This window comes from Paenibacillus sp. Aloe-11 (assembly GCF_000245715.1).
Lineage (GTDB): Bacteria > Bacillota > Bacilli > Paenibacillales > Paenibacillaceae > Paenibacillus > Paenibacillus kribbensis.
The window spans coordinates 100,879-119,745 of record NZ_JH601059.1; the positions used below are offsets into that span (position 1 = coordinate 100,879).

20 protein-coding genes and 1 pseudogene are annotated in these 18,867 nt (G+C 42.0%); 12 read left to right on the forward strand and 9 right to left on the reverse strand.

What is annotated here, in order from left to right:
* Nucleotides 1–362 (forward strand): thiamine phosphate synthase (locus WG8_RS28765; protein ID WP_007431770.1); only part of this gene is annotated, 362 nt, incomplete at its 5' end.
* 166 nt (nucleotides 363–528) lie between these two features.
* Here WG8_RS28765 and WG8_RS18605 read toward each other — a convergent pair.
* Entirely contained in the window at nucleotides 529–744 is a 216-nt protein-coding gene (locus WG8_RS18605) for a hypothetical protein (RefSeq protein WP_007431771.1), read from the reverse strand.
* A gap of 102 nt (nucleotides 745–846) precedes the next feature.
* Here WG8_RS18605 and WG8_RS18610 point away from each other — a divergent pair.
* Nucleotides 847–1,130: pseudogene (locus WG8_RS18610) on the forward strand (thiamine phosphate synthase); the annotation flags it as partial.
* A gap of 193 nt (nucleotides 1,131–1,323) precedes the next feature.
* On the opposite strand, the gene WG8_RS26715 reads toward WG8_RS18610, so the two are convergent.
* Nucleotides 1,324–1,485 carry a copper amine oxidase N-terminal domain-containing protein gene (locus WG8_RS26715; protein WP_007431773.1) on the reverse strand — a complete coding sequence of 54 codons (162 nt, stop codon included), beginning with the start codon at nucleotides 1,483–1,485 and terminating at the stop codon, nucleotides 1,324–1,326.
* A 685-nt stretch (nucleotides 1,486–2,170) separates the two neighbouring features.
* Between WG8_RS26715 and WG8_RS18620 the strand changes: the two genes are divergently transcribed.
* From WG8_RS18620 to WG8_RS26720, 3 genes are all read left to right on the forward strand, one after another.
* Nucleotides 2,171–2,629 (forward strand): DUF5301 domain-containing protein, encoded by a 459-nt coding sequence (locus WG8_RS18620; protein WP_043891241.1) that lies wholly within the window; start codon nucleotides 2,171–2,173, stop codon nucleotides 2,627–2,629.
* A gap of 33 nt (nucleotides 2,630–2,662) precedes the next feature.
* The gene (locus tag WG8_RS18625; protein WP_232289133.1) at nucleotides 2,663–3,499 is read left to right on the forward strand and encodes a copper amine oxidase N-terminal domain-containing protein; all 837 of its coding nucleotides are present in this window, start codon (nucleotides 2,663–2,665) and stop codon (nucleotides 3,497–3,499) included.
* Nucleotides 3,500–3,606: 107 nt separating this feature from the next.
* Nucleotides 3,607–3,735, forward strand: coding sequence for a MerR family DNA-binding transcriptional regulator (locus tag WG8_RS26720; protein WP_332309838.1), 129 nt, complete (start codon nucleotides 3,607–3,609; stop codon nucleotides 3,733–3,735).
* Between the two features lie 72 nt (nucleotides 3,736–3,807).
* Here WG8_RS26720 and WG8_RS18630 read toward each other — a convergent pair whose 3' ends face one another.
* The 3 genes from WG8_RS18630 to WG8_RS18635 form a co-directional block, all read right to left on the reverse strand.
* The gene (locus WG8_RS18630) at nucleotides 3,808–4,002 is read right to left on the reverse strand and encodes a hypothetical protein (RefSeq protein ID WP_043891243.1); all 195 of its coding nucleotides are present in this window, start codon (nucleotides 4,000–4,002) and stop codon (nucleotides 3,808–3,810) included.
* Nucleotides 4,003–4,068: 66 nt separating this feature from the next.
* A complete protein-coding gene (locus WG8_RS26725) occupies nucleotides 4,069–4,230 on the reverse strand; it encodes an aspartyl-phosphate phosphatase Spo0E family protein (protein ID WP_083837596.1) in 162 nt (53 codons plus the stop codon).
* 912 nt (nucleotides 4,231–5,142) lie between these two features.
* Nucleotides 5,143–6,492: a helix-turn-helix domain-containing protein gene (locus WG8_RS18635; protein ID WP_007431774.1), complete on the reverse strand. Its 1,350-nt coding sequence runs from the start codon at nucleotides 6,490–6,492 to the stop codon at nucleotides 5,143–5,145.
* A gap of 451 nt (nucleotides 6,493–6,943) precedes the next feature.
* Between WG8_RS18635 and WG8_RS27180 the strand changes: the two genes are divergently transcribed.
* The 4 genes from WG8_RS27180 to WG8_RS18650 all read left to right on the forward strand — a co-directional run bounded on the left by WG8_RS27180 (nucleotide 6,944) and on the right by WG8_RS18650 (nucleotide 8,449).
* Nucleotides 6,944–7,090: a hypothetical protein gene (locus tag WG8_RS27180; RefSeq protein ID WP_157136337.1), complete on the forward strand. Its 147-nt coding sequence runs from the start codon at nucleotides 6,944–6,946 to the stop codon at nucleotides 7,088–7,090.
* A gap of 369 nt (nucleotides 7,091–7,459) precedes the next feature.
* Nucleotides 7,460–7,720 carry an NADPH-dependent FMN reductase gene (locus tag WG8_RS18640; protein WP_007431775.1) on the forward strand — a complete coding sequence of 87 codons (261 nt, stop codon included), beginning with the start codon at nucleotides 7,460–7,462 and terminating at the stop codon, nucleotides 7,718–7,720.
* Nucleotides 7,721–7,922: 202 nt separating this feature from the next.
* Nucleotides 7,923–8,165, forward strand: coding sequence for a (4Fe-4S)-binding protein (locus WG8_RS18645; RefSeq protein ID WP_007431777.1), 243 nt, complete (start codon nucleotides 7,923–7,925; stop codon nucleotides 8,163–8,165).
* A 2-nt stretch (nucleotides 8,166–8,167) separates the two neighbouring features.
* Complete coding sequence (locus tag WG8_RS18650; protein WP_007431778.1) at nucleotides 8,168–8,449, forward strand: GNAT family N-acetyltransferase; 282 nt, start codon at nucleotides 8,168–8,170, stop codon at nucleotides 8,447–8,449.
* A 704-nt stretch (nucleotides 8,450–9,153) separates the two neighbouring features.
* Here the strand turns inward: WG8_RS18650 and WG8_RS18655 are convergent.
* Nucleotides 9,154–9,717 (reverse strand): TetR/AcrR family transcriptional regulator, encoded by a 564-nt coding sequence (locus tag WG8_RS18655; RefSeq protein WP_043891244.1) that lies wholly within the window; start codon nucleotides 9,715–9,717, stop codon nucleotides 9,154–9,156.
* 221 nt (nucleotides 9,718–9,938) lie between these two features.
* On the opposite strand from WG8_RS18655, the gene WG8_RS18660 reads away from it, so the two are divergent.
* A complete protein-coding gene (locus WG8_RS18660) occupies nucleotides 9,939–10,811 on the forward strand; it encodes an NmrA family NAD(P)-binding protein (RefSeq protein WP_157136338.1) in 873 nt (290 codons plus the stop codon).
* A 1,082-nt stretch (nucleotides 10,812–11,893) separates the two neighbouring features.
* Here the strand turns inward: WG8_RS18660 and helD are convergent.
* Nucleotides 11,894–14,311: an RNA polymerase recycling motor HelD gene (gene helD / locus WG8_RS18665; protein ID WP_007431782.1), complete on the reverse strand. Its 2,418-nt coding sequence runs from the start codon at nucleotides 14,309–14,311 to the stop codon at nucleotides 11,894–11,896.
* Nucleotides 14,312–14,706: 395 nt separating this feature from the next.
* Nucleotides 14,707–15,048 (reverse strand): winged helix-turn-helix transcriptional regulator, encoded by a 342-nt coding sequence (locus WG8_RS18670; protein ID WP_007431783.1) that lies wholly within the window; start codon nucleotides 15,046–15,048, stop codon nucleotides 14,707–14,709.
* 106 nt (nucleotides 15,049–15,154) lie between these two features.
* On the opposite strand from WG8_RS18670, the gene WG8_RS18675 reads away from it, so the two are divergent.
* On the forward strand, nucleotides 15,155–16,069 hold the full coding sequence (locus WG8_RS18675) for an arginase family protein (RefSeq protein WP_007431784.1): 915 nt from the start codon (nucleotides 15,155–15,157) through the stop codon (nucleotides 16,067–16,069).
* A 76-nt stretch (nucleotides 16,070–16,145) separates the two neighbouring features.
* Here the strand turns inward: WG8_RS18675 and WG8_RS18680 are convergent, their stop codons facing one another.
* Nucleotides 16,146–17,114 carry a LacI family DNA-binding transcriptional regulator gene (locus WG8_RS18680; protein ID WP_007431785.1) on the reverse strand — a complete coding sequence of 323 codons (969 nt, stop codon included), beginning with the start codon at nucleotides 17,112–17,114 and terminating at the stop codon, nucleotides 16,146–16,148.
* 171 nt (nucleotides 17,115–17,285) lie between these two features.
* Between WG8_RS18680 and WG8_RS18685 the strand changes: the two genes are divergently transcribed.
* Nucleotides 17,286–18,629 (forward strand): 6-phospho-beta-glucosidase, encoded by a 1,344-nt coding sequence (locus WG8_RS18685; protein WP_007431786.1) that lies wholly within the window; start codon nucleotides 17,286–17,288, stop codon nucleotides 18,627–18,629.
* Nucleotides 18,630–18,867: the final 238 nt, after the last annotated feature.

Sequence of the window (18,867 nt, forward strand, 5' to 3'; positions counted from 1 at the left end):
TCGGAAACAGGATGCTCGGCGTTTCCGCTCATACGATTGAGGAAGCCCGCCGCGCCATCCTGCAAGGTGCAGACTATCTCGGCGTGGGGCCGATCTATCCAACCATCTCCAAGGATGATGCCAACGCCGTGCAGGGTCCGGTCATATTGCATGAGCTGCGCAAAGCAGGAATGGATGTGCCGATCGTCGGGATTGGGGGCATTACGGTGGATCGTGTAGAGGAAGTGGTACGTGCGGGTGCCGATGGTGTAGCGGTGATTTCAGCCGTGACGCAGGCAGAGCAGATTCGGACTGCAGTCGAGGAATTGAAGAAAAAGGTAGCGTTGAGCATCAAATCCCCGGGGGTGTCCCAAAAACTATAAAATGGCTACTGGGAATGCCCCTTGTATTTGTGTTCAAACGGATCGTTGCTCCAGTCGCTGTTGTCTCCAGATGATCTGATACTTTTTAGATAAAGCAAAAATGGGGAGCGGAATCATCGCTTCCCACTGCCCAATCTATTTTCGATTTTCACTTAAAATGAATTAGCTACCTCTCAGCAGCATGAGCAATTCCTTGATAACGGTGAGCAAGAGCTTTGTGATAATACTCTTGTTCGGCAAACTGAAAAAACAACACTGGATTGTTCGCATTAGCCATTTTCATCCGTTCAAAATGCTCCGCCTTTACAAAATTTTGACCAGCAAGTTGATTAGGATCGTTAGACATGTACATATCACGATAAAAAGCTGTATTATACAACATAAACACTCCCTGTCTGGTTTTGATGTGTAGACAATAATACTATATGGTAAACACCCAGTTAAGGTCACATGATAAGAGCCCAAAGGTTGGTGGGACCCTTATAGGAGTCGTCTGCAAGGTGCAAACTATCTCGGCGTGGGGCTCATCTATCCGACCATCTCCAAGGAGGATGTCCATGCCGTACAGGGTCGGAGATATTGCATGAGATGCGGAAAGTGGGAATTCATGTACCGATTGTCGGAATCGGCGGCATTACAAAGGACCGTGTAGAGGAAGTGGTCCATGCAGGTGCGGATGGTGTAGCGGTGATTTCAGCCGTGACACGGGCAGAGCGGATTCGAGCTGCGGCCGAGGAATTAAAGAAAAAGGTAGTGTTAAGCCTCTAACATCCGGGAGTGTCTCAAAAACGATAAAATCGCTACTGGGAAAGCATTTTTCTTTTGTAAGCGAACGGACCTTTGCTCCAGTCGCTATTGTCTCCAGATTCTATGTATTTCCCTTTGTAGTTTCACACCGTTTTTAAATGAAAAGAGCTGTCTCAGTTGTAGAAAAACCTACTTTTGAGACAACACCTCTTCATCAGATCTGATCTACTTTCAAAAACGGTTTGCATTGGTCAGCACTTCGAATAATGATAGAGTTCATCCCCGCTTTCCACTCCACCTCTGCTTTAAAGGCTTCGCTGATAAAACGCAAAGGCACAACAACCCGATTCTTGTTCAATTGGGCAGGCACATCCAAACGTACTGGCTCTTAGATCAGCCATAAGAACTCCAAATTGATTAATTCATCTTGTTCCGATCCCTATTGATCCACCTTTTGATAGCAAAAAACAAAAAAGTAAAAAGCGCGACGAAAAAAATGATACCCACTATTACTATAATCAGAGCAGTAGTCATCCTTAACAACTCCTTCCTTTTTCGCATCGTATATTCGTGAAGACTTCCGACGATCTGCACACTGATATTGTATAATAATTGTAAATGGAGTGAGGGGAGAAAACTATGCCGAAGAAGCTGAAGAATCCAATTTTTCTTATTTTGATAATTTTCTTGGCTACCTTAATAGTGCGAATTGTATATAATAATCCACCCCATTATATTAATGATTGGTTGATGGGTGCATACGCCATCCGTTTGATTGGTCGGACGATGTACGAAAAATACCAGAATAATCATAGGACCAGTATTATAACCGATACGATTGTAGAACTGATAATGCTTATGATCTCATTCGGAATTATCCTATTTTTATTTATCTCACAAGAAACATGGTGGCATAAGTCGCTTTTTCTAATTGGAGAATCCCAATTCCTCATTTACAGCGGCGTAACTTTTAAAGAGATCATACAAAAAGAACGGAATTGATATGCCCCTCTTTTTGTATGTTTACTGCTATACATAATTGATTTTATAAGGAGGACTTTATGAAAATACAAAAAAAATACGTGCTAAGTTTCATAATAATTTTTGTAGTAATCGTTGTTGCAGGAGTCATTTTTGCATCTAAAACGGCTATAACCTTTAAAGAAGCGGCTTTGGGGCAAGTAAATTTGGAAGAGATTGATACAATTGAAATCATGAAATCAGATGATAATCCTACAAACGAAAGAAAGATAACTGTGTCAGATCCTAAAGTAATTCATCAAATAATAAATGAATTTTCGCAAGTACAGCTAAAAAAATCCAATTCAAGTTCCCCCTCGTCCGACTCGTACTGGATCACTATAAGATCAAAACAAGAAAGAAAACTTGGATTAACCATTTTAGGAGAGAAAAATATAGTAATTTATAAATACAATTCAGCCAATCCTAAAAATAGCATTGTTTCATATGAAATTATTAGCGGGTATAATGGGAAATTAATACAAGAATTATTCAAATAAATTTTCTTTTAAGGAGGAGATTTTGTGGGAAAGATGTTGTTCAGGATTATACTTATAGGCGCATTGTTTTTTTGCTTTTCTCAACCCTATACAGGAAAAATGTCAGCTCAGAGTATAGCTCCAAGCACTCAATTTTTGAAGATTAACAATTACTATATCTTGTTCACAACTCCCAAAGCCCCTTATATTGATAAGAACAATCGCTATATGGTGCCTTTGAGATCCGTTAATGATTTGTTGGGAGGACAAACTACTTTTGACCCTACTTCTAATACAGCCACGATTAAGTTTAAAACACACAAGGTTGAGTTTAAGATGAACTCTACCGAGATTGTTACTGACTCGATCCCGTCCGTAATGGATACCGTCCCGGTACTGTATAAAAATTCGATGTTTGTTCCTTTAGGGGTACTAACTAAGCAGTTAAATATACATCAGGAATGGGATCAGCAAAATAAACTGTATTCCCTCTCTGGGAAGGAATTAATGAAGACACCTATGATGGAGAATGTAGAAGATTTGGATCATTTTAAAGAACAGGTTGATAATGAAAATGCATTCCACTTGTTATCGTACAAATTGAGCCTAGGAGAAAAGATTCATCTCTCAATCACAGCTAAGAACGTGACAAGGAAAAAGATTAGTGAGGGTATTGAAGACTTAAATACCACATTTATTTTTTCCGACAACAGCACGGCGGGCGAAAATAGGAATCGAAAAAGACCTAGTATAGATAAGGATGAAATGGTTACTCGGGATTATAATATAGACTATGTGAAAACAATAGAGAATAGTAAAATTTTCAAAAATGAGCTGTCGTATATTCAGCTGTCGTATATTCTCTTTAAGGGCCGAACGCTAAAACCATAAACTCCTTGCAAGTAAAACTGTACTGTTTTACTTGCAAGGTCCACTCGACTTGGAGCTGACTCCAAGTCGTACAAAATGTACAGAATTCAATAGATGGAAGAACACAGATGAGTGGGGAGTTTTCATTTTCTATTAAAGAAACCTCGGATCAAACCGGGTTATCGAAGGATACCATTCGCTATTATGAGAAAATTGGCCTATATAAGACTCTTTTTGCAGTTCTCCTTCGGAGATGATCTTACTGACTTCCCACTGATTTTATTAATACTCATGTTCAGACAAAACCATTTCATAAAATAGATAAATATTTATTCTTCAATTCCGAGTAATTCGGATACTTTTTTTCTATATCTTTTGGCCTTACGTGTCCCGTGAATGAGATTGGACAATCTGGAAGCCGGAATTTGATATGTAGTGCAAAACGTTTTCTGATCCATTCTTTTCTCGATCAGTTTTTGTTTAATCTCCCATCCAAAAGGGGTTACAGGATTTCGCTGATTCAACCTCATGACCTCCACGCCTGGTTTTTATAATCGTAGTATGTTGCAACATGTAATACATTCATGAGCTTAAGAGTCTGATTTGCATGTTTGGTAATGATTTAACAGTTCATCTAACTTCTTGGATTGTTCAATCACTTTTGGATGTGTTAAAAATCCATACTTTTTCTGGACTTGATACAGTTTCCTCCTGGCTCGCTCGACACGAAGTAAAGTCACACCTTGATTCATCAGCGTGATCCCTCCTATATGTCATATTTTAGAATAAAAGGACGTTTTTTTGGAATTGCCAATAATCTTCCTCACAAAAAAAGAGCATCCCTAAGAATTTGCATAAAGTAGAGAGACCTATTAAATGCACGGAAAAAAACCTCTATTCCCCTCTCATAAAGTGGGGACAGAGGCTCCTTTTGTATACATGACTCAATCGCAGAACATTAAAAACCATAATTGACTAAAAGCTGCATAAGTTGAACTTCAAAGTTACCTATTGTGCCACTACGCAGTCGGATGGTGCTTCCCATCGCCACCGCCCCCGGATTTCTTGAATTAGACCCATGATTAGGGTAGAAATCCGGGGACAAAAGCGACCGCTTCGCTTGTACAGCACCATTCCGCCTACTCCGTTTTTGTGTTTCATTTTCCAGTTCTACTTAATATTTATACGAATTTAGGAGTTCCAATGACCCAAGTACGCTCTGTACTCGTTCGATTCCTTTATTAACAGTAGAAAAAAATCCCGCTAACCTTAACTGGTTGATCGGGATTTCTCTTGTTCCTTTCAGTTTCAAATGCCACCAATTTGTATTTGAGGCTGATTGCCCTGATCATGATTATTAGACTGCACAGGTACAGTTATAATAAAACAAAAAATAGCCGCGACGATTAGCAGCACCATTTTTCAGCATTATTTAACCGGCTTTTTCAAAAAGATTGAAATACTCCGATTTCGTTTGAGGAAACGCGTGGACTTAGAAATAAACACCCCCATACAATTTAAGCCGAATGTGCTAACTACCTATATGCCAGCCTTGAACTTGAAACCCACCACTTGAAGTTGCCGTTGGTATAGTTGTAACTTGACCATTCGTCATTTGTACACTCATTACTAAAACTAGCAAAAAGGTAGTCGTAAATAGCTGGCTAATACTTCTCTTCATGACATTTCCCCATTTCCACTAAATTATGATACTCAGTCTTGGCTTCATCTAAGAAGAATTTCCGATAACGTTCGAACATTCTCACGCAACGAAGGATAGAGCGTTCATTATTAATTTCAGTGGATTTTCTCATACCAGCTAATAAGTAGCAAACTCCCTTTTCGTACTTGCCTTTGGATAAATAATAGACAGCCAATTCACTCAAAAGACCAACAATCTGATCATCAATATTTTGCTGGTCATTGGTTTGTTTTCCTCCTTGATCATGTATATTTGAAATTTCCCACTCAAATCGATTCAGAATATCATCTACGTCTATGTTATAACGATTAGCTGCGATCATAATGTTCCATAGACTCGGAAGAAGCTCATCTTTCGTCCTTGTGATGAGATCAGCATATACTGGGAGTACCTCTCTATCTCCAGCCATGAGCTTGATCAGGTACACATTAGCCTCGCCCCACTCCTGAAATAAGTTTTTCCAGCGTTTTGTTTCTTTATCAGTCTCTTTCACCCATTCCAAATCAACAGATTTATAGGCTGCTTGCAAGGCTAAATCATAGTTTCCCTGCTCATAATAAGCACCTCCAATAAGTGAATTACTGAAAGCTACATAAAAAAATAACGGTCGCAATGGCTTCTTATGTTGTTCCCTTTTCAGAGAATGTGCCATGGAGTATTGAGCTTCGGCTAAAATCTTTAAATCCTTGGCAACTTCCATGACACGATCCCAACGACGCAATGATCGAAATGCGTTAGCTAGATCCACCATTCCCTCCAGTTGGTCCACATCATCGAGTCGTTTGACAAACGATTGGAACTGAAGCGCTGCTTGTAAATTCCGCTCCTGATCGTCCCCAACCTGAATCGTGAATATGCGATATTGACAGATGGCCAAACGTTCGGAGTGCTGGTACTTTTCTGCTTCCGCAACCCCCGCAGCATGCCGACCCTGTGCGAATAATGTTTCTGCCGCATCAAACAGCTTCGGGGAATAGAGCAGGTTGTCCATAATATGCCCAACTATACGTTTAATCGCTTCCAGCTTGTCCAATTCCACACAGCGAAACAATACCGGTTCAATACGCCGCCAATCCGGGGAACGTTCGATGATGTAATGTTCTATGTATCGTTCGTAAAAATGACCCTCTGGTAATTCCATTGCCCGTGTAATTCGATCCAACTGATGTATAGCAACTGGACGATGCTTAAGAATCCAATTATTGAGCGTTCTTTGATGAACGCCTGAATTCTCTGCAAATTGTGCCAGCGTTACATCATTTCGCTGCAAATAATCCTCCAGCTCCGCTAAAATCGTAGGTGTATGTTCCAAGGCACAACCACCTTTCATACAAAAAATCCAAAATTTATAATTCAACCTCAATTTTCCCCCAAATATTAACATGCGTCAATAGTCTTTTTTCAATATTTGCATGATATGCCAGAGCACTTACTGGTCACATTGAAAACGTTGCTAGAGTCAGAACCCAACCACATATACCTATTATCAAAAGAATAAAGTTACAGGCCATATTGAAGTATACTTAAAGATATGGGTGGAAGGCGGCGATGTTGCTACATGGATTAGTAGTGTGAAAGGATATGTTGCTGCCGCTACTAATGCTGAAGGGGTAAGAATGAATATTAATTATATCAATTTCCTTCCCCTTAAAACCGTTAATATTACTGAAGAAAGTGACATCAAAGTCAATTTTGATACTAGCATGATATTGGTTAAAGGATACGCAACGGTGTATTTGACAGGTGGTTGAGGAGCCTACTGTATGATTGAAAAACCTCTTTTTAAAGTGAATAGCAACTCACTCCATATTCCTCAAGTGAATCCGGATCAAGAAGAAGTATTGCAACAAGAAGTTTATTCATCGAAAACAATAACGTATTGGTTAGAAGAATTTTGGAAAGCGGAGTGACTTTAAACGAATTTCCGTTTGAAAGTCAGGATGTCGAAGAAGTTATTTTATCTAACGTGGAAGTTAGCGTAGCGATCTATCGCGTGATGGCCTTTCTAAAATGTAGCGTTTTGCTACCGACTGCGAAGAGTAATTATTACAAAGGCCATTGAGTAAGGGTTTATTGCCGAGAAAGATCCCATACTTGCTGTTAATATTGTTTGGGCATCACTGCATAGCACTGATCTCCATATTTATCCAGTCTCTATTAACAGTTAGTATATGGCTTTGCTCATAGATCCTGCGGGAGTGGAGTCGGGGCATTTGCTTAAGGACATTTCTCGCTCGTGTAATGTGGAGTGGTTTAAACCAAGAGAAGAGAACGCAAGAATGAGCGAAAACAAACTCACCATCACTGCCATATGCGGAAGTCTTCGTGAAGGTTCTTTCAATAGAAGGGTGTTAAAGGCTGTGAAAGAGCTTGCGCCAAAACATTGGGAGATTCATCACGTTGACTTATTAACGATTCCTCTTTATAATTCTGACATCGAGAGCCAAGGCGATCCCCAGTCGGTTGTCCAATTTAAAGAAAGCATTCGAAAAGCGGACGGCGTACTGATTGTCACCCTGCGCAGTCACAAGACCAGGTGAGACAGACACTGCTTGCCATGAATGCCTATACCGATGTCGGGTCCGAAGGTTCTCATCGGCAGCAATCACGAAAAACCGAATGAAACCACCGGAGAATTGGACGACGAATCAACGCTTCGCCATTTGGAAAGATTTCTGACAGCTTTCGAAGAATGAATCTTGGTCTTTAAACAAACTCATAAGTGAAAGATGTGAAGGAATTATGACTAATCAGAAAGTATACTATGGTAAAGATATCGAGGTAATGTTTAATTCGGAGGTATGCATTCATTCCGGTATTTGCGTAAAAGGCCTCCCTGGTGTTTTTAATTTAAGCAAGCGTCCTTGGGTTAATCCCGATGCTGACACTATGGAGGCAATTGCCCGACATATTGACACCTGTCCAAGCGGAGCACTGACGTATAGACGTCTGGACGGTGAATATTCAACAAAGAAAGAGGGATGAACATGCATATTGTAGATCATGATACCGCTAATAAAAGATTTCTTATTCGAGATAACGACGGCATTGCTGCATTGATGACGTATGTAATCTCAAATCCGGAGCTTTACATTATTGATCACACTTTGGTCGAAAATGCTTACCGAGGACAAGGGCTTGGCGATAAGCTGGTCAAAGCTATGGTAGAATACGCGCGGGAAAACGGTATTAAGATTTTACCCTTATGCCCGTTTGCCAAGGGACGATTCGAACGTCTCCCCGAATACGCGGATGTTCTCCATAAATAATCACTAATAATATAATTATAACAATAATAAGAGAAGAGCCTGAGGGTACGAGATTTCTTCGTCCCTCTCAGGCTCTTCTCTTATCTGTCAATCAATCCCCGTACTGTCAGAAGAAAAGTCTTAGACTCTCGCTGTTTTCATTGAACTAATGTTTGTCGTTAGTTCAATATCATGGCACGTAAATATGGTCAGTATCCATATCAATCACGAAATCTGACCTTACCCCCTCCTCATACTGTGAGCACAGTCGCTCAAAGTGAAAAAGCCTACAAAAGACTTCTGTAAAATTCGCTATGTTAGTGCAATAAGTTTTGGTAACAGGATGCAGAGTATTCAACCGATTTGGATAATTGTTGAGATGTTCCCCATGACCGTGCCGAATAAATATGAATTCCATTTTCCGTTCTCTACCGTCCGTAAAGGTATAAAAAAAAGGATCGTCAGCCTTTCTGGACGATCCCTATTATTAGTCCGGTAATTGAAAACAGCAGCCAGAATATCCGGCTGTGTTGATTCATTTCTTTTGTGCTATCGTTCTCCGTTAGCTTAATGAGATAGCAGTTGGAAACTGTTTAGATACCACCGAGTATGTTTATTTTGTAGTATTTTCAAACTATGATTCAGCTTTACATCTCATGGTTGCTACTTACCACAAGTTAAAATGAAAATACATATATAGATAGATTCAGGATACTGTTTTAAATTTAATTTGCCTTAATTCCTCTCCAAAAAATTTTCCAAATATGATCCAGATTTTGTTTGGTCTCAACTTCAAATCCAATCCCATTTAATATACAGATATAGCTACTTAGAACTTCTGTCTTAGTGAGAGACTTATCAATCTCGCCGGATTCAATAGCGTTGTTTATAACGTCCATCAACATCGAAGTCCATTTCTCCGTAGACTCATCCAGTCTATATTTTATTTGTTCCTTCAATTCTACTGGAGGCAGTAGATAAAAACGATTATAAAATAAAAAAGCATGGTTTTCCTGAATTAACGTGCAATCTTTAATGATGAAATATAACTTAGCTTCAACCGTGTTATAGCTAGGATTTTCTAAGATGCTCTTTATAAAAGTATTTTGTTCGTGTGAAATAGTGTCAAGACACGCCTCGAATAGGGCAGCTTTATTCTTATAGTGAGCATAAAGAGCTGGCTTAGTAAATCCAAGCAAACTCGCAATCTTAGACATTGATGTTCTTTCAAAACCATGTTCAGCAAAGAGCTTAATACTCTCTTTCAAAATTTTTTCTCTTGTCTTCAAGAAACAATCCCCCATATTTATCTCGTTAATACTATCTTAACGTTCGTTTATTAAATATACAATGTTGATTAGATTTAAGAGTTAGTCTTTACAAATGTAATGTTCTTAATTAGAATAAACTTACTTACCGTTAAGTAAGTTTATCGTTTGGGAAATTCCATTTTCAATTAGGGATGGACGCTAATTAACATCAAAATATACAATCTGTGAGGTGCATACAATTGGAGAAAATCATGATTACAGGTGCTACAGGGAAATTAGGAGGTTTGACTATCGATCATCTTCTCAATACCAAGGAAATCTCTGCAAATCAGATTATCGCCTTAGTTAGAGATAAGAAAAAAGCAAAACATTTGGCTGAGAAAGGAATTGAACTTCGGGTTGGTAGCTTTGATGATCTAAGCTCCTTAGAACTAGCTTTTAAAGAAGTAAATAAGCTTCTAGTTATCTCAGCTCCTGAATTAGACAATACGAAACGTCTTATTCAAAACCATAATGTTGTCATAGCTGCTAAATCAGCCCAAGTTGATCACATATTTTATGTTGGACTGGCAGATCCGGAAATAAGGGCATTTGGCTTAGAAGATGTTGAACTAGCTACCGAGCATGCAATACGCGCTGTGAATCTGCCCTTCACTTTTATACGTAACAGTACGTATTTGGATGAAGTAGCCTACGATCTTAAGGCTGCTGTTAAACATGGCGAGTTGCTTTCTTCAACTAACGGAAGAGCATTTAACTATGTACTTCGAAAAGATCTAGCTTTGGTAAATGCAACGGTTCTGACTGAAGAGGGCCACAAAAATAAAACTTATGAATTAGTAAGGTCAAAACTTATAACTTTTTCAGAGATGGCTGCTGTTCTTTCACGCATAGTAGGAAAAGAAATATCCTACAAAGAAACACCGAGTAATTTGACTATTGAGAAGTTGATAGAATCAGGCGTGAAGGCCGGTTCAGCAGAGTCGCTCGTTAATACATTCCATAAAGCTATCGCAGATCAGAAATTCCTATCTACATCTAAAGATTTAGAACATCTTCTGGGTGATCAGTTGACTCCATTGGATAAATCAATCGAGTCATTGTTGAAATAATTCAGAAAACATCATTCTCAAACTTGATGTCCACGAAATCCAACCTTAAACATTTCATGAATCACTATACCTAACTTACATTACAAGCTTGTCCTTGATACATGCAAAAAGTATAAATCGACAGTAGTGGCTCAGTACTTTTTAAGGTGTGTAATGGTTCACAAAATACTCAATCACCTTTAGGAGATGATCAAGATGAATGATCAACCACATCGTTCGTTAGAAGTGAAGCATAAGGATATTAACCACAAGTCTGATTTGAGTATGGTGGTTTCCACATTAATTAAATATAGCGCGTATGTCATTATCTTTTTTGGATTTCTTTACTTCTTAGCTAATTTTGTCTTCCTAAAATTTTGATGGTCTCTGTCTTGATTTATTCATGATAATTTAAACCTGAGGAGATTTAATTAACTGCGCATTCTTTTTTAGACTAACCTGCCCGTTAGCTTAACTAAGATCATAGGTCTAATACTTCCGTTCACTATAGTCCGTAAAGGTATACCTTTATAGGCTAACGGTCGGAGGGACTGTTACCGCCAATGAATGGCAGCGGATTGACCTTCTTGCCATTGATGATAATTTCTACACAAGCTAGCCCCGGAAGAATCTCATCTTTCGTCCGTTCTTTGATGAACACCGGAATGTTCTGCAAATTGTGCCAGCGTTACATCTTTTTCAATATGTGCATAACATGCCAGAACACTTACTGGTCACATTCAAAGATCGCCCCTTCCCACTCGGATTATATATCGTATATTTCCAAGTTTTGAGGTGGGCGTACAGTAAAAAATAGCCTTGGCTAACTAACGGCCAAGGCTATTTGCATACGAGCGAATCGGAGCCGATTCGCGATTAGTGACCTATCATCATCGCGGGGTCCGGATTATCCTCGCCAGCGGTTCCGTCTTCTTCCTGCTGCTTCGGTTTACGCAGAAGGAGCAACAGTGCGACACCTGCGGTCACGATGCATACGGACAGGAAGAACGTGTCGCCATAACCCGCGACGACGGCACTCAGTGGATTCGCGTCCGCTCCCGCGCTTGCGGCGTGGGAAGATTTGCGACGCTACCCCCGATCCGTCAATATGGCGCTTTCTCGTACAAATTCGCAGGCAATGCCTGCACGAACGGCGACCAATCGCCCGTCGTGTAAAGATGGAGCCGGTGCATGGCCCGCGTACACGCCGTATACAGAAGCTTTCGTTCATTGCCCCGGCCGTAAGATTCAGACGAAGCATCATAGACCAAGACTGCATCGAACTCGACACCTTTGGCGAGATACACGGGAATGACCATCACTCCTTTTTCAAAGCCTGACGTCTCTTTCGTAATGAGCTGCAGAGCTTCACCTCCATGAGTCCGTAACGATTCATAGGCCTCACGGCTTTCGGCTGCGGTCTTCGTAATGACGGCAATGGAATCGAAGCCCTCGGCCCTGAGCGCCGCAATGTCTGCCAGAATTTGCGCATCACGCTTCTCCCCGCCGTCCAGTCTCGTGAGAAGTGGTTTTGGGCCTCCTCTTTCAAACGGTACAATTTCTTCCCCGCCTGGAAGCATCGATTTCGTAAATTCAACAATCTCCCTGGTTGAACGATAACTGCGTACCAGGCGAACAAGGCTTGTTTCGTCTTCCCCGAAAAGGCGGACAAGCGGCGAATCGGATGCGTCCAGACTTGTGGCCTGCATGAAGATTGCTTGCCCGAAATCGCCGAGCACCGTCATCCGGGCACGGGGGAACAGCTTTTTTAGATATTCATATTGAAACGGCGAATAATCCTGACCCTCATCAACGAAAACATACCGAATTTCCGTGTTCGTCCGGACGCCTTCGATCAGTTCTTTTACATACAAATACGGAGTCCCATCCTCGTAGAATAACTCGTTCCGGAGCAGCGCTTCCTTGGTTTGCCTGCATATTTCAGGCCACAGCAGGGGGATGACGGCCCCATTCGTTTTCTCCCGATAAGCGGCTTCGTCAACAAATAATTGGCCATATATGCCTTTGATATCTACAAACAAGAGCTTCTTCACGATTTTCCTTAGCGGTTTAAAGCTTTCTTTCACGATCCTGCGGCGGAGCAGATCTTCCTCCCTCCGGGCGAAGTTAAAGTCGCCTTCATCTTCCCGGCGCTTGTTGTTTATTTTCTCGCGAACTACGGCGTATTGTTCCGCAACGTCGAATACTTCCTTCTCTTTGTGCAGCATTCCGAAGACTTCCGCGTACTGCTCGGTGTCGAGATAATTCAACTCTTCCTCTACCCAAAGCGCGTCCCGTTCCATGCGTTCCAGCGAGGCCAGTTCATTCAGCAGCCATTCTTGCAAAAGAACGACACGATTGTACAATGGCAGTGAACGGTCATAACCGTAAAATTTCGCTCTCATTTGCTCCGCGGTAATCAAATCGCGGTCCCGAAACCGAATATCGTTGAATTGCATGCCTTCCCGTCCCAACCACATTCCATAGTTCTGCTGGGCTTGCAGGAAAGCCTCGGAAGCTTTATACTCGATCCCCTGAAGACGAGCCTCATATCCCGGCGCTCCTTGTGCGGTCAGTACGTATTCGATCTGATCAAAGGGATCCTCCGGCCGTAACGAGGAACCTAACCAATAGTCGAGATATTCTTGAAAAGTCGTCTGCTGCATATTCTCTTCACCGAGCTCCGGAAGGACGGTGGAGATATAACTGGCAAACATCGGATTCGGTGAGAAAAGAACGATCTGATCAGCTCTGATCGTCTGGCGGTGTTTGTAGAGCAAGTACGCCACCCGCTGCAATGCCGCGGAAGTCTTACCGCTGCCGGCCGCCCCCTGTACGATAAGCATCCGGCTTTTGTCATTGCGGATGATGGCGTTTTGTTCCTTCTGAATAGTTGCTACGATGCTCTTCATTTGCGAGTCTGCACCTTTGCCGAGCACTTGCTGCAGCAATTCGTCTCCGATCGTTTCACTCGCATCAAACATGTTGCGGATTTGCCCGTTTTGAATCTGAAACTGCCGTTTGAGCTCCATCGTCCCTTCGATTCGTCCGCCCGGCGTGACATAAGACGCTCGGCCGGGGGAATAGTCGTAGTACAGGCTTGCGATTGGCGTACGCCAGTCATAGATCAGAAAGCTCAATCCATCTTCGTCGACGAAGGAAGATACACCGATATAGATCTGCTCGCTGAGGTCCAGGCCATCCTCCTGAAAGTCGATGCGTCCGAAATAAGGAGACGGGAGCAGACGGTTCATGCTTTTCAGTTGTTGCGTCAACAGCTTGTGGCCGCGCTCCCGTTCGGCCAAGACCGCCGACTGCTGATTAATCGTGTAGAAGGTCTCTTCGAAATCTTCATGCGTGCTTGTGTTGATCGTAACATCTTCCCAAAACCGCTTGCGGATGTCCGCAGCCTGATCACGCAGTCCGGCAACCTCCGGCTCCAGTTCAGCGATTCTCGCCTGCAGCTTGTTCCTGACTCGTTCCAGCCGCTCCTGTTCCTGCTGCCAATCCTTCGTTTCCATCTCTCCTTGAACACACTCCTTTTTCCGTTTTCTGGGATGAAAAAGAGCATTGACAAATCAAAGTTCCAGATGTACAATTAAAGTAGGAATAAAAATGAATACACTTTTCACTTTAATTTATCAATAGCGCTATCGATTATATCATAGCGTTAATTTGCGTTCAATTTTTTTGTTATTACCCCCGGCAGTGCTGAACACTGACCCGGATTGTGGACTGTTTAAACAAACCACCGCGAAGTAACTCCCGTTAGTTCAATAAAAAAGACGCTCCTGCGCCTTGGCTTGGGCTACATCCTCCTCATTATATTCCATTTCCAATTATTAATTGAAATACATCCGCGAGTAGCATGTATTGCTTTGAAAAGAGCATTGTCCTAATCTAAGCACTACTGGATTTAATTATTTTGGTTTTTGGTTCCCCACTCACATAGCCCTTCCAAAACAGGTAGTAGTGTCTCCGCTTTATCTGTGAGACTGTACTCGACTTTAGGAGGAATTTGAGGATACTCTTTCCGATTCACCAAACCATCCGCTTCCAATTCTTTTAGCTGTGAACTCAATGTTTTATAAGTAATAGCTCCTATCTGTCTTTTCAGATCATTAAAGCGAACCGTTTGGTTTTCTGCCAGGAGGTAAATAATAACCATTTTCCATTTACCACCAATAACTGATACGGTATAACCAAAAGGTGTATCTTGAATATTTTTAACTTTACCTTTAAATTCAGCCATACTCATATTTACACTATCCTTTCGGGTAGTACCTTTCAATAAAGTGCGTACTACGTTTTTATTTGTGTTCAGTTTATACTAGCCTTACTTTTGAAGTAAAGGAGAGAATAACATGACTAAAAAAACGATACGCCTGTTAATGCCACAATGGCAAGGGGGATACAATCCTAACTACTCTTTTGGAGCTGAACTGCTTGCTTGGCTAGCTCCGGACAATGATCAACCTCTTATTCATGTTCCAGTGCAAGCTTATGATGGAACTCCGCTTGAAAACGAGAACGGTATGAATGGGAGAAAACAGCTGCTTGAACAATTAGAGGCTGCTCAACATATCATTGATGCTCATAAGCCAGATCGCATTGTAATGTTTGGTGGTGACTGCTTGGTCGAGCAAGCCCCTTTTGCCTATTTAAACGAACGATACGGTGGGGAATTAGGTTTAATTTGGATTGATGCTCACAGTGATTTAGTTAGATATGTGGGCTATGATAACGGACATACATTACCGCTCGGAAATCTGTTGGGAGAAGGTGATGAGGAGTTCGCAAAACATGTGAAAATCCCTCTAAAACCTGAGAATGTCTTTATCGCAGGATTAGCAACTCCTACAGAGCAAGAAATAGAAGTGATTTCAGCAGCGTTTCAAAGACTAGGTATAGCTCCTGCAGAACCAGATACAGAAGTGATTCAAAGACTAGGGATTAGAACTGCAGGAACCCAAGAGTTAACGAACAGTACTGAATCTATAAAAGAATGGATTAAAGAAAGCGGTATCAAGCACCTGGCTATTCATCTTGATTTAGACGTACTTGACCCAAAAGCATTTCGTTCTTTATTATTCGCCAACCCTGAAGCACCTTATCATTATTCTCCTGCGGGAACCATGCAAATCCCTCAACTACTTAATCTGATTAAAGAACTATCTGAAGCAACAGATGTAGTTGGATTAGGTATAACAGAGCATATGCCATGGGATTCTATTAACTTGAAGAAGCTGCTTGGAGAGATACCTATTTTAAACAAATAAATTGACTATAAAGTAAAATCCACACCCCGAATCTTGGATGATTACATTATGTGTCTAAAATTCGGGGGCGGTTCACTTAAGTGGTCGCTCGCTCAACTAATTTGAACTCCAAAGGATGTAGTGCTTCATTCAGTCCCTCAAGGGCATTCCAAATCATGATGAACGCATTTTCTGCCTGTTTGTCAATCGGGTAATGAATGGTCGTTAAATCAAGCAAATGCGAAATTTCGGTATTATCAAAGCCCATCACTGCAACATCACTCGGTACAGAAACACCAAGCCTACGCGCTTCGGTCAAAAGCCCTGCAGCCAAGTAATCGGTAGAGCAAGCAAACGCGTCTGGTTTGTTGGGTTGTTCTCCCCACCAGTGAGCAATTTGTTCACCCGCTTCTATGGAATTCAAGTCATAAAAATGCGGGAAGGCATCAGCGTCCAGATCATATTTTTTGCAAAAATCATGATAGGCCCGGATGCGCTCCTTCGTATTCAGTCCCCTCATATTCCCATATACATTCACAATACTGCGATAGCCTCTGGCGTACAAATGCTCCAGCGCAAGCATGTACCCCTGATACTGATCCATAAATACGGACGGAATCGTCTCAATATTCACACGCTGCCATGTCACAATCGGGCCATACTTGGTGTAGTGCTCAATCACACTCCACTCATTGACACGAATCATGCAAACCAAAGCATCCAGTTGCTTTCTCCGCAGCATTTCCAGTGCTTCAAGCTCCCGTTCCTTCTCTCCATTCGTAATAAACAGCGCTATATTAAAGCCATGTTCCTGAGCATACGTTGTAAAGCCACGCACAAATACACTCAAAGAATCATTAAAAGAAATTGAAATAATCCCGATGAGCTTGGTCATGCCCTTTTTTAATGAAACCGCATTTAAATTAGGAACATAATCCAGTCGGTCGATGACCTCCTGCACACGCTGTCTTGTCGGTTCACTTACGTACGGATGGTTATTAATGACACGGGACACCGTAGCCGAGGATACACCCGCGAGCTTTGCAATTTCATGAATATTCGCCACATTTCTCACCTCGTTCTTTCTATTTTAGCATGTTCGTGGTCCCGTCCTATAATTATCACCTTCCCCAAATAAGTTTTTTAAAAACACTTGACCTGTAATGCATTACAGGGATTACAGTGAATTTGAGCTTAAGAAAGCGGTTTAAAAAAACATACTCAGGAGGCACTAACCATGAAAAAAGGCATAAAGATTGCAACCATTGGCGGAGGCTCCAGCTATACACCAGAATTAGTAGAAGGCTTCATCAAACGCTATGCAGAGCTTCCCATTCGGGAATTGTGGCTGGTAGACATTGAAGCAGGACGCGAAAAGCTGGAGATCGTAGGGGCAATGGCCAAACGGATGGTGAAGGCCGCAGGCATTGATTGCGAAGTACATTTGACGCTGGATCGTCGGGAAGCCTTGAAGGATGCCGATTTTGTAACGACACAGTTTCGGGTAGGCCTGCTCGAAGCCCGGATTAAAGATGAAAGTATTCCGTTAAAGCACGGTATGATCGGTCAGGAAACCAATGGCGCCGGCGGGATGTTCAAAGCCTTTCGTACCATTCCCGTTATCCTTAGTATCGTCGAAGATATGAAAGAGCTGTGTCCGAATGCATGGCTGATTAATTTCACCAATCCTGCTGGTATGGTCACCGAAGCGGTGCTTCGTTATGGTCAATGGGACAAAGTCATCGGATTATGTAATGTTCCGATTGGTGCAATCAAGAGTGCAGCAGCCGTGCTGGACAAACCGGAAGAAGAGCTGTTTTTCAAATTTGCAGGCATTAACCACCTTCACTGGCACAGAATTTTTGACAAAACAGGGGCCGAATTAACGGAGCAAGTCATTGAAGGACTGTACGCGCCCGGCGCAAAACCGGAGAAGGTCGTTGAAAATATCAGGAACATGCGCTTCCTGTATGATCAGGTTCGTCAATTGAAAATGCTGCCTTGTCCTTACCATCGGTATTACTACATGACGGATAACATGCTCAAAGAAGAATTAGAGGAAGCCAAAAACGAAGGAACTCGGGGGCAGGTCGTCAAACGTCTCGAAGAGAGTCTGTTTGAACTGTATAAAGATCCGAATCTGGATTACAAACCAGAGGAACTATCCAAACGCGGTGGTGCGCATTACAGCGATGCAGCCTGTGAAATTATTAATTCGATCTATAATAACAAAGGCACGCTGATGGTGGTAAGCACACGGAATAACGGAGCGATTGATGATGTTCCTTATGATAGCGCAATCGAAATTACCAGCGTGATTCGCGCACATGGGGCGGAGCCTGTAAACTTTGGCAAATTCCCGCCAGCACAACGCGGCTTGCTGCAAGTCATGAAGGCGATGGAAGAACTGACGATTGAAGCGGCGGTCACCGGTGACTATGCAACCGCACTGCAAGCCTTCACCCTGAATCCGCTCGTTCCAAGCGGTGACATTGCCCAAACCGTGCTGGATGAATTGCTGGAAGCACATAAAGAGCATTTGCCGCAATTCTTTGCCAACAAGGCGAAGGCTACGGTGTAAATTTATAAAATAGATTGCCCATGCTGGACGTACGGAAAAACGGTCGTCTCCCTGCGATTTTGATGGGGTCACGGCCGTTTTTTTTGTTATCCATGTCGGATTAAATAATTATGAATTAAAAAGGCTCAAAACCAAAATCAGTGCTTGACGAAATCATCAAAGGTTAAAAATGGAAAATCATCTGCAAGCTGTAGATCATTTCGATTACATAGCTCCCATATTAGAGGCTTTTAATCCC

Coding starts and splice junctions, on each gene's coding strand:
- WG8_RS27180 (WP_157136337.1), top strand. CDS start 6,944: ATGATTGAAAAACCTCTTTTTAAAGTGAATAGCAACTCACTCCATATT.
- WG8_RS26725 (WP_083837596.1), bottom strand. CDS start 4,230: ATGAATCAAGGTGTGACTTTACTTCGTGTCGAGCGAGCCAGGAGGAAA.
- WG8_RS18685 (WP_007431786.1), top strand. CDS start 17,286: ATGAAAAAAGGCATAAAGATTGCAACCATTGGCGGAGGCTCCAGCTAT.
- WG8_RS18645 (WP_007431777.1), top strand. CDS start 7,923: ATGACTAATCAGAAAGTATACTATGGTAAAGATATCGAGGTAATGTTT.
- WG8_RS18650 (WP_007431778.1), top strand. CDS start 8,168: ATGCATATTGTAGATCATGATACCGCTAATAAAAGATTTCTTATTCGA.
- WG8_RS26720 (WP_332309838.1), top strand. CDS start 3,607: ATGAGTGGGGAGTTTTCATTTTCTATTAAAGAAACCTCGGATCAAACC.
- WG8_RS18625 (WP_232289133.1), top strand. CDS start 2,663: ATGTTGTTCAGGATTATACTTATAGGCGCATTGTTTTTTTGCTTTTCT.
- helD (WP_007431782.1), bottom strand. CDS start 14,311: ATGGAAACGAAGGATTGGCAGCAGGAACAGGAGCGGCTGGAACGAGTC.
- WG8_RS18605 (WP_007431771.1), bottom strand. CDS start 744: ATGTTGTATAATACAGCTTTTTATCGTGATATGTACATGTCTAACGAT.
- WG8_RS18620 (WP_043891241.1), top strand. CDS start 2,171: ATGAAAATACAAAAAAAATACGTGCTAAGTTTCATAATAATTTTTGTA.
- WG8_RS18675 (WP_007431784.1), top strand. CDS start 15,155: ATGACTAAAAAAACGATACGCCTGTTAATGCCACAATGGCAAGGGGGA.
- WG8_RS18640 (WP_007431775.1), top strand. CDS start 7,460: ATGAGCGAAAACAAACTCACCATCACTGCCATATGCGGAAGTCTTCGT.
- WG8_RS18670 (WP_007431783.1), bottom strand. CDS start 15,048: ATGAGTATGGCTGAATTTAAAGGTAAAGTTAAAAATATTCAAGATACA.